Here is a 9,363-nt window from a genome sequence, read left to right on the forward strand (position 1 = left end):
GGTAGGACCTGGGACAAAAGCACGAGCCCGCCCCCGGTCAGCGCCGGGGACGGGCTCGTGGTGTTGCGGTTTAGTTGACCGCGCCGATCGAGACGGTGCCGCGGCCGACGACCGCACCCTCGTCCGTGATCAGCGTCATCTCACCGAACAGGCTGCGACCGGCCGCGGGCGCTGCCGTGGCGGTCACCGAGCCGGTGACCTTGGCCGTGGCACCGTTCGCGAGGTTCAGCACCGTGGCCGGCACCGTCATCGCGCCCAGCGCCGGGCTCAGGAACACGTCCCGGTAGTCGTACTGCGTGCTGCCCGAGGGCACCGCGTAGCCGTCCACCACGACCGTGTACGTGCCGGCCGCCGGGTTCGGGATCGACACCGACTCCTCCGAGTCACCGTCGGCCGACTGCGCAACCTGCTCGCCGTCGAGCAGAACCGTCAGGTCCAGGTCGGCCGCAGCGTCGCTGACGTTGCCGATCGCCACGTCGAGGCGCTGCGCACCGGCAGGCACGTCGACCGTGTACTCCTGGCTCGCCCCGTCCTCGATCGTCGGCCGCTGCGAGAGCGCGCTGCCGAGCGGGCCGCCGGTGGCGGTGAGCCGCAGCGGACCGAAGTTGTTCTTGACGGTCCAGGTGACCGGCGTGGCCGCACCGGCCGTGACGCTGGGCAGCTCGATCGTCGCCGGCTCCACCGTGACGCCCTGCACCTTGGCGGTCAGCTCGTACGGGTTGCGCAGCGACGGCGAGGTCCGGCGGGACTCCACCTCGAGCTCCCACACGCCCGGCATCGGGTTCTCGTACGCCCGCTCCTGCGGCTTGCAGGCGGCCGCGTCCGAGAAGTTGGTGTAACACGCCGTGCTGGCCGTGCTCTCGACCGGAACGCCCCACGGGTTGATGGCGATCCAGCGCGTCTGCGAACCGGTCGCGATGCCGGACAGGTCGACCTGCAGCGCGCTGGCGCCCTCGGGCACGGTGATGAAGTACGAGTTCGACGAGTTGCGCTCGACGGAACCCTCGACGGTCATGTCGTACGCCGGCTTCTTCGGCGCCACGCTGGTGACGACCGTGTTGAGCACCTCGAAGTCGGTGACCGACGTCTTCGGGTCGTCCACCTCGAGGATGGCGCTGTTCAGGCCCTCAGCCGGCGTCACCTGCACGGAGACGTTCACGGTCTTGTTCAGCGGCAGCGACACCGACGACTGCGACCGGAACGACCGCTTGTCGCCGACCCAGGAGAGCCGGTGCGTGACCGAGCCCTTCGGACCCGACGTACGGGTGAGCTTGACGGTGTAGCTCTTCGACTGACCGGCCTTGAGGCCACCGGCGCCGCTCGCGCAGCGGTTGTAGATACCGGTGCCCTGGTTCGGGGTGTCGAAGTCGGCCGAGAACGGCGTGCAGACCGGCGCGGACGAGGTGTACTTGCGCGCCTCGACCGTACGGGCCAGCAGCGCCCAGGTGCCCGGAACGTCCATCAGGCCGTTGCCCTGACCGGCGACCGAGGTGTCGGCGAGCTGGTCGGCCGAGGTGTAGAGCGCCCGGCGCAACTGGGCCGGGGTGACGTCCAGATCGGTCGCCTTGGCCGCGGACAGCAGCAGTGCGGCGCCGCCGGTGGCCTGCGGGGAGGCCATCGAGGTGCCGTTGAACATCGCGTACCCGGTCGGCAGGGTGTAGCCGGCCTCCGCGATGGCCGGCTGGTCCAGCCAGGTGTTGACGGTGGAGATGGCCGAGCCCGGCGCGGTCAGGTTGGGCTTGAAGCCGCCGTCCTCGCGGGGGCCGCGCGACGAGAAGTTGAACAGCGCGTTCTTCTTGCTCACCACGGAGCCGTAGTTGGCCAGCCAGGTCTCCTTGCTGACGCTGGCCGCCACGCTGACGACGTCGGTGGCCACCGACGGGTCGCCGATCGTGTTCACACCCGGGCCGGAGTTGCCGGCCGAGATGAACAGCTGCACGCCGTAGTCCTTGATCAGCTTGTCGTACAGCTGGGCGCGGGCGTTGTTGCCGTCGTTCAGGGCGGGCAGGCCGCCGATCGACATGTTGACGACGTCGACGTGCCGGTTGACGACCAGGTCGACCATGCCGGTGGTCAGCGCGGCCGCGGTGCAGCCGCCACCCCAGGAGCAGGCCCGCGCGGAGACGATCTTGGCGCCGGGTGCCTGTCCGTCCAGGTTGGTGTTGCCGAGCATGTCGTTGGCGGCGGTGATGCCGGCGACGTGCGAGCCGTGCGCGTCCTCCGGGATGCCGATGTTGACGTAGTCGACCGTGCCGAGCCCGAGCGCGGAAGCGTCGACGTCCTCGCGGTACTCGACCACGAACGGCATGCGCTCGGCGATCGCGGTGGCCGGGTTGTCGGTGCCGAAGTGCCCGACGTCGAACTTCTCCTTGTACGGCCGCATCACGGCGTCGTCGGTGAAGTCGCGGTTCTGGTTCGTGTCCACCCGGATGTCGTGGTTGACCGGGTTGTAGAGGATGCCGAACACGTCGGTGGTGTCACCGTCGCGGTTGACGTCGCCGCCCGGCTCACTGGCCGCGGTGATCGCCTCGGTGAAGCGGTTGACCTTCCAGGTGCCCGCGGGCGCCGTCCAGCTCGCGCCCAGGTAGGTGAACGTCGGGCCGGCCACCTCGGTCGCCATGGCCCGCCAGGTCGCGTCGCCCTCGGTCACCGGGTCGGTCGCGGTCACCCAGTCGACGATCTTGCGCTCGCCGGTGGTGGTCTTCTGCAGCGCCGGGTGCTCCAGCTCGACGCCGGAGTCCATGATGCCGATCGTGACGCCGCGGCCGTCCCAGGTCGGGTGCTGCTTCTTGAACGCGACGGAACCGATCTCGTTCGTCGGCATGTACGGGTTCGCGGCCGGCGTGGTCGCGCCCGGGCCGGGAAGCGTCGCAGCCTGCGCGGCACCCTTGGCGCCACCGCGGCTGCCCGCCTCCGGGTCGGGGAGCTTGACGACCTCGTCGAGGTCCACCGCCGAGATGCCGGGCAGCTTCGCGGTCTTGATCACCTTGGCGGTGGGGACCGAGGCCAGCACGTAGCCGACCTTGTCGTAGCGCTGGGCGACCGTACCGCCGAGCTTCTTGACCTCGGCCGCGACGTCGGACGCCTCGCCGGACTCGGTCGAGATGATCAGGGTGACGTTGCGGACGCCGCTGCTCTCGGCCTTGGCCAGCAGCTCGGCGTCGTGCGAGTCCAGCTCGTCGGTCGGGCCGTCCTTGGGGGTGGCCGGGTCCGCCACCGGGGCGGGAGCGGGTGCCCGCAGGGGTGCGGCATTCGCGGGTGCGGGGCCGCTCAGCGCGGCGGCGCCGACGACCACGCCCGAGGCGAGCAGCGCGGTGAGTGTGCGCCGGCCCCGAGAAGATTGTTGTCTCACGTACGGGTCCTCCGAGGAGATGGGCGCTCGGGGGGTACGAGCACCTCTCCGCGGATCGTGGAGATCACACGCTTCGATGTCACTACGGGAGGACGCATCGTGACGAGGACGTGACATTCAAGATTGTGCATGAAAACCAGTTGTCCACGGAAGAACTGCGGCGCGAAACCCGTTGCACCGCAAGACATCCCGCTTCGAACCAGGACTTCAAGGGCGGAAGATCATCTCATGCAGACATTCCTGCCTTACCCGGACTTCCTCGCCAGCGCTCACGCCCTGGACCAGAAACGGCTGGGCAAACAGCGGGTGGAGACCGTGCAGGTGCTGCGCGGGCTGACGCTGCCGACGTACGGCTGGCGCCACCACCCGGCGGTGAAGATGTGGATCGGCTACGAGGAGGCGCTCGTCCGGTACGGCCTCGACGTGTGCGAGGTCTGGATCTCCACGGGTCGCGCCGACACGACGGCCGCCACGATGCGGGCGGACCTCGCCGAGGCCCGCGGCATCACGGTGATCCGCACCCAGGAGGAGCTGGCGGCGGCCGGTGAGCTGCCACCCTGGCTCGGCGACGAGGCGCTGCACCTGAGTCACCGGTCCGCACTGTTCCGCAAGGACCCCGACTTCTACCGGCCACTGTTCGGCGAGGTGCCGGCCGACCTGCCGTACGTCTGGCCGCCCTCGGACAGGGCGAGGATCTCGTCGACGGACCACTGATCGAAGACATGGTGGCCGTACTTGCGGGCGATGATCGTGCCGTCGGGCGCGATCAGGAAATCGGCCGGCAGACCCGTGCGACCGCCGGCCGGATTGACCGACGGGCTGCGCTCCAGAGGCCCCGACGCCGAACTCCGCGTAGAGCAGCTTGCCCGGATCAGCGACGACCGGGAACGGGAAGCCGGCCGAGGAGGTGCTCCGCCCGCTGGACACCACGCCGCCCCCGGGGCGGGAGTGGGCGCAGCAGCTCGCGATTCTGGTGGAACGGGTTCGCGCCACCGTCGGCCGGCACCCGGGCGTGATTCCGCTGCTGGTCAGCCACCGGCACCGGTCGATCGGCGTACTGCGCTGGTCCGAGACGGTCGTCGGCGTGCTGCACGCGGCCGGCTTCGACGGCACCCGCCGGGTGATCGCGCTGCGCGCCCTGCTCAGCTACGTCATCGGCGCCCTGCAACTCGAGCACCTCGGACCGCTGGCCGGGCCCGGCACCGCGACGATCGCCGCCTCACCCGATTTCCCCCGGCTCGCCGAGACCGGCCGGCAGGCCGGCGCCGTCAGTCCCGACGACGAGTTCGCCGGGGGCCTGACCATCGTGCTGCGCGGGCTAGCTTCCTGACTCGATCCGGTCCGGCACCCGGCGGCCGACCGCCACCGTGATCGCCACCAGCACCACCAGCAGCCCCGCGATCACGAACACAGGCTTCGGACCGAACGGCGCCAGCAACGCCAGCACGGCCACCGCCGGATAAGCCACCACGAGCGCCCCCTGCTGGTGCGGGCGGATGTGCAGGAGCCAGACGAAGAACAGATAGAGCGCCACCGGTACGGCCAGCGCGAACCCGGCCGTGACCCCCGAGATGTGCGCATGGTGGGTGGCGTAGTCGACCGCCACCGCGATGCCGACCCCGGCCGCCGCGGCCGACCCGAAGATGAAGTAGTGGCCGTAGCCCCACAGCATCCCGGCCCGCAGCGAGGTCAGCAGCCCCTGGGCCGAACGGTCGAAGTACAACCACCACAGCGCGAAGACGACGACCAGCCCGGCCACCGCGATCGACACCAGGTCGGCGACGTACTCGCCGGTGTCGAGGCCGGTGCGGATCGCGATCGTCGCCGCCGACACCGCCTCGCCCAGCATGATGATCGTGAACAGGCCGTAGCGTTCGGCGATGTGGTGCGGGTGCCAGGTGGTCGGGCCGCCCGGGGCCCGCTCGGCGATGATCGGCACCAGCAGCTCGGCGACGACCAGCACCAGGAACGACGGCGTGCCCCAGTCTTCCGGCAGCGCCAGCCGCAGCAGCCAGAGGACCTGTACGACAGCGATGCCGGCCGCGTACAGCAGCGCGGTGGCCCGGCGCTGCCGATCGGCGCGGGCGGCCCGCAGCCACTGCGCCACCATGGCCAGCCGCATGATCACGTAGCCGATCGTGATACCGACGTAGTTGCCGTCGTCGAACGCCGAGGAGACGCCGGCCGCCAGCACCAGCGCCCCGGCGATCTGCACGAACGAGGTGATCCGGTAGACGTCGTCGTCGGTGTCGTACGCCGAGGCGAACCAGGTGAAGTTCATCCACGCCCACCAGATGGCGAAGAAGACCATCAGGTAGCTGGTGACCCCGTCCCACACGTGGTTCTCGGAAATGGCGTGGTGCAGCGGCACGGCGGCCTGCGCCACCGCGACCACGAAACAGAGGTCGAAGAAGAGCTCGAGCGGGGTCGCGACGCGGTGATTCTCGTCGGCCGACCGGGCCCGCATCGGCGTCAGCCAGCCACGCCGTGCCTCGGTGAACGTCATGTCGCCCCGTCTCCCACAGTGAGATCCCAGTTCAGCAGCACGAACGGCGTCTGCTCGGTGGCGCCCGCCCGGCGGTAGGTGGCCTGCGCGGCCTCGTTGTCGACCTCGGTCGCCACCCACATGCCGTAACAGCCGCGCTCGCGGGCCAGCTCGGCCAGCGCCCGGACCAGGGCCGTGCCGACGCCGAGCAGCCGGGCGTCGGGCAGGACGCCCAGCTCGTACACGAACATCTCGGTGCCCTTGTCCGGATGGGTGGTCTCCACCCCGGAGATCATGCCGACCGGGCGGTCGCCGAGATAGGCGAAAAGCAGATGGTGGTCCGGCTGAGCGAGAAACTTCTCCGTCGCGGCCGCCAGCGGCGGCCCGTCGAAGAGAGCTGCCGCGAGGTGTACGGCCGCGACGTCCACGACCCGCTCGATGCGCATGGCGCCACCCTAGGAGCCCCCGGTCGGAATCGAACCGACGACATCCTGTTTACAAGACAGGTGCTCTGGCCAACTGAGCTACAGGGGCGCGGGCATCAGCATACCGGTTGCCGTCTGACAGGCCGAAACGCCCTTTACCGGGCGCTCGCCTTGGCAGTTGCGGAAAAAAGACCTACGGTGACCAGCGTGTGGCTCACCACACTGTTCCTCCCACTCGGATCGTCCGGCACGTTCCTGCCGGTGGAAAGGAAGTAGATTCACCATGGCTACGGTCACGTACGACAAGGCGTCCCGGATTTATCCCGGCCAGGAGCGCCCCGCGGTCAACGAGCTCAGCCTCGAGATCGGCGACGGCGAGTTCCTGGTCCTGGTCGGCCCCTCCGGTTGCGGTAAGTCCACCAGCCTGCGGATGCTCGCCGGCCTCGAGGATGTGGACCGCGGTCGCATCCTGATCGAGGGCAAGGACGTCACGAACCTCCCCCCGAAGTCGCGTGACATCGCGATGGTGTTCCAGAACTACGCCCTGTACCCGCACATGTCGGTGTACGAGAACATGGCGTTCGCCCTGAAGCTGCGCAAGACGCCGAAGTCGGAGATCGACCGCCGGGTCAAGGAAGCCGCCCAGCTGCTCCAGCTCGACGAGTACCTGAGCCGCAAGCCGAAGGCGCTCTCCGGCGGCCAGCGCCAGCGTGTCGCCATGGGCCGCGCGATCGTGCGTGAGCCGCAGGTCTTCCTCATGGACGAGCCGCTGTCGAACCTCGACGCCAAGCTGCGCGTGCAGACCCGCTCGCAGATCGCCACCCTGCAGGCCAAGCTCGGCATCACCACCGTCTACGTGACCCACGACCAGGTCGAGGCCATGACGATGGGCCACCGCGTGGCGGTCATGCTCGACGGCGTGCTGCAGCAGTGCGACACCCCGCGGGCGCTGTACGACAAGCCCGGCAACGTCTTCGTCGCCGGCTTCATCGGCTCCCCGGCCATGAACATCAAGACCGTGGGCCTGACCGAGGGCGGCGCGAGCTTCGCGGAGCTGGCCGTGCCGCTGACCCGCGAGCAGGTCGCGGCCGCGCAGGGCAACGGCAAGGTGACCATCGGCTTCCGCCCCGAGGCGACCGACCTGGTCGCCCCGACCGCGGGTGGCCTGCCGATCGTCGTCGACCTGGTCGAGGACCTCGGCTCGGACGCCAACGTCTACGGCCACGCGGCGCTGGAGGGCAGCTCGGAGCGGTTCGTGGTCCGCACCGACCGGCGCAACATGCCGACCATGGGCGAGACCGTGTTCATCAAGCCGCAGACCGAGAGCGTGCACGTCTTCAACGCCACCACCGGCGAGCGCATCTGAAGCAAGTAGTCAGCTGAACGGGCGGTCCCTCCGGGGGCCGCCCGTTTCGCTGTCCAGCTCAGCTATCCGGCGAACCGCTGGATGATGAAGTCCGCGTCGGCGACACAGGCCAGGTGGCTGGTGTCCCAGGCGCAGGTCGAGGACCGGACGTCGGCCAGCGACCCGAGCGGAACGGCCTTGTCACCGACGTGCTCCCCGGCCAGCGCGGGATCGTCCGCGGAGGTCGACAGCGCCTTGGAGAACTGCAGGGTGTTACCGGCGTCCAGCCGTCCGGCGACCCCGGCCCGGGTCCAGGCGACCCGCCCGTCGGAACCCACCAGGCTGACCTGCGCCGGCGACGTGTTCTGCGGGACGAGCACCGCCTCGCCGACCGCGACCAGATCCTCGGCGTTCGCCACGGCACGCCGCCACACCACCCCGCCATCAGCGGCATTGACGGCCACCACCTGCGCGGTCTTGGCGTCGGAACCGGTGGTCTCGATCAGGCAGATCCGGTCCGCACCGCAGGGCGTCAGATGCTCGAGCCGCGAGTTGGTGCTCGGCGGGGTGTAGAGCAGCTTCGGCTCCAGCTTCTTCAGGTCGTAGGCGAACAGCCGGTGCGCATCGGTGGACTCGGCCACGATCAGCCGGCCGTTGTGCGCGATGACCTTGTCGTCGGTCTGCGCCACGCTCTGCCGCGGCCCGGCCACCACCTCACCGCTCTTGGCGTCTCTGACCTGCGCAGAGTCGTCGGCACCGATCTGCACGATCCGCTCGTCGTCGTCAAAAGGCTCGGCGAACGCAACCCCGTCGGTGCCGGCGGGACCGGCGAAGTCATCCTCGGTCGTGACGGCGACGACCTGGGTGGTGGTCTGCCCGTACTCGCTCTTGGGGTTCCGCTTCTCCCACAGACCCTTGCCGGTGCGCGGATCAAGCCCGAGCAGCCGGCCCTCCCGGCGGTCGATGAGAACCACCCGGTCCCCGGCGAAGAGCACGTTGTCGTAGCCGTCCATGGCCCGTTCCCAGCGCTTCTTGCCATCGCCCGCATCGAGCAGCACGACCCGCCGCTGCCCGGTGATCGAGTCAATGCCGGTGATGGCGACAACGGCGTCGGGAATGGTGAAGAAGAACTCCCAGCGGTTGGCCGACCCGGCGGCGGTGCTGGTCCAAGCCGTCTTACCGGTATCGGTGGCCGCCGCGACAACCCCGAGCGTGTTCGTGTCATCGGCGCTGGCGAAATAGGCCCGCCCGTCCCGCAGCGCGGCGGCACTGAAAGCGGAACTGACCGGCACGGCGGGCTTGACCCGGTGCAGATCGGCGAGCGGCTCGTAGTCCAGCGCGGGATACCCCGGCCACAACAGCACGACAACGGTCGCGGCGGCCCCCAGCACGACGGCCGTCACGGCCGCGACAATCCAGACCAACTTCCGCTTGTACGCCGGGAGCTTGGCTCGCGCGCCCGGCTCCCCGGCCTCGCCCGGATCAGGATGCGTCGAGGCCAGCCACGACTCGGCCCCCGGCGGAGTGGCAGCGCCCGAGACCGGGGCACCCGAAACCGGGTGAAGGACGGGGCCGCCACCGACGTTTCCGAAGGCAGCGGCCTCACCCGTTGCCCAGGGATCGACAGGCTCGGCGTAGTGCGGCTCCGCGCCCTGCGACCCGCCGGCGGCCACCACAGCGCCGCTCCGGCCGTCGCCGCCATCGTGCTGACCGTGCTGCTCAGCGTGGTGGCCCACGGCGTGAGCGCCGGCCCGGG

7 protein-coding genes and 1 tRNA gene are annotated in these 9,363 nt (G+C 69.9%); 3 read left to right on the forward strand and 5 right to left on the reverse strand.

Annotated elements, in window-relative coordinates:
* Positions 1 to 70 precede the first annotated feature (70 nt).
* Positions 71 to 3,352: a S8 family serine peptidase gene (locus tag AB0C29_RS20270; RefSeq protein WP_360822228.1), complete on the reverse strand. Its 3,282-nt coding sequence runs from the start codon at positions 3,350 to 3,352 to the stop codon at positions 71 to 73.
* 228 nt (positions 3,353 to 3,580) lie between these two features.
* Between AB0C29_RS20270 and AB0C29_RS20275 the strand changes: the two genes are divergently transcribed.
* Both AB0C29_RS20275 and AB0C29_RS20280 read left to right on the forward strand, forming a co-directional pair.
* A complete protein-coding gene (locus AB0C29_RS20275) occupies positions 3,581 to 4,066 on the forward strand; it encodes an MSMEG_6728 family protein (RefSeq protein ID WP_360822230.1) in 486 nt (161 codons plus the stop codon).
* A gap of 193 nt (positions 4,067 to 4,259) precedes the next feature.
* On the forward strand, positions 4,260 to 4,682 hold the full coding sequence (locus AB0C29_RS20280; protein ID WP_360822232.1) for a TetR/AcrR family transcriptional regulator C-terminal domain-containing protein: 423 nt from the start codon (positions 4,260 to 4,262) through the stop codon (positions 4,680 to 4,682).
* Here AB0C29_RS20280 and AB0C29_RS20285 read toward each other — a convergent pair.
* From AB0C29_RS20285 to AB0C29_RS20295, 3 genes are all read right to left on the reverse strand, one after another.
* Complete coding sequence (locus tag AB0C29_RS20285) at positions 4,671 to 5,858, reverse strand: low temperature requirement protein A (RefSeq protein WP_360822234.1); 1,188 nt, start codon at positions 5,856 to 5,858, stop codon at positions 4,671 to 4,673. The genes AB0C29_RS20280 and AB0C29_RS20285 overlap by 12 nt on opposite strands.
* A complete protein-coding gene (locus tag AB0C29_RS20290) occupies positions 5,855 to 6,283 on the reverse strand; it encodes a GNAT family N-acetyltransferase (RefSeq protein ID WP_360822236.1) in 429 nt (142 codons plus the stop codon). The genes AB0C29_RS20285 and AB0C29_RS20290 overlap by 4 nt, the downstream gene beginning before the upstream one ends.
* Before the next feature lie 14 nt (positions 6,284 to 6,297).
* Positions 6,298 to 6,371: transfer RNA gene (locus AB0C29_RS20295), tRNA-Thr, on the reverse strand.
* Positions 6,372 to 6,545: 174 nt separating this feature from the next.
* On the opposite strand from AB0C29_RS20295, the gene ugpC reads away from it, so the two are divergent.
* The gene (gene ugpC, locus AB0C29_RS20300) at positions 6,546 to 7,628 is read left to right on the forward strand and encodes a sn-glycerol-3-phosphate ABC transporter ATP-binding protein UgpC (protein ID WP_360545978.1); all 1,083 of its coding nucleotides are present in this window, start codon (positions 6,546 to 6,548) and stop codon (positions 7,626 to 7,628) included.
* A 62-nt stretch (positions 7,629 to 7,690) separates the two neighbouring features.
* Here ugpC and AB0C29_RS20305 read toward each other — a convergent pair whose 3' ends face one another.
* Positions 7,691 to 9,010, reverse strand: a complete 1,320-nt coding sequence (locus AB0C29_RS20305) for a PQQ-binding-like beta-propeller repeat protein (RefSeq protein WP_360822238.1) — start codon at positions 9,008 to 9,010, stop codon at positions 7,691 to 7,693.
* Between the last annotated feature and the right edge of the window lie 353 nt (positions 9,011 to 9,363).

The organism is Actinoplanes sp. NPDC048791, assembly GCF_040650095.1.
Taxonomy (GTDB): domain Bacteria; phylum Actinomycetota; class Actinomycetes; order Mycobacteriales; family Micromonosporaceae; genus Actinoplanes.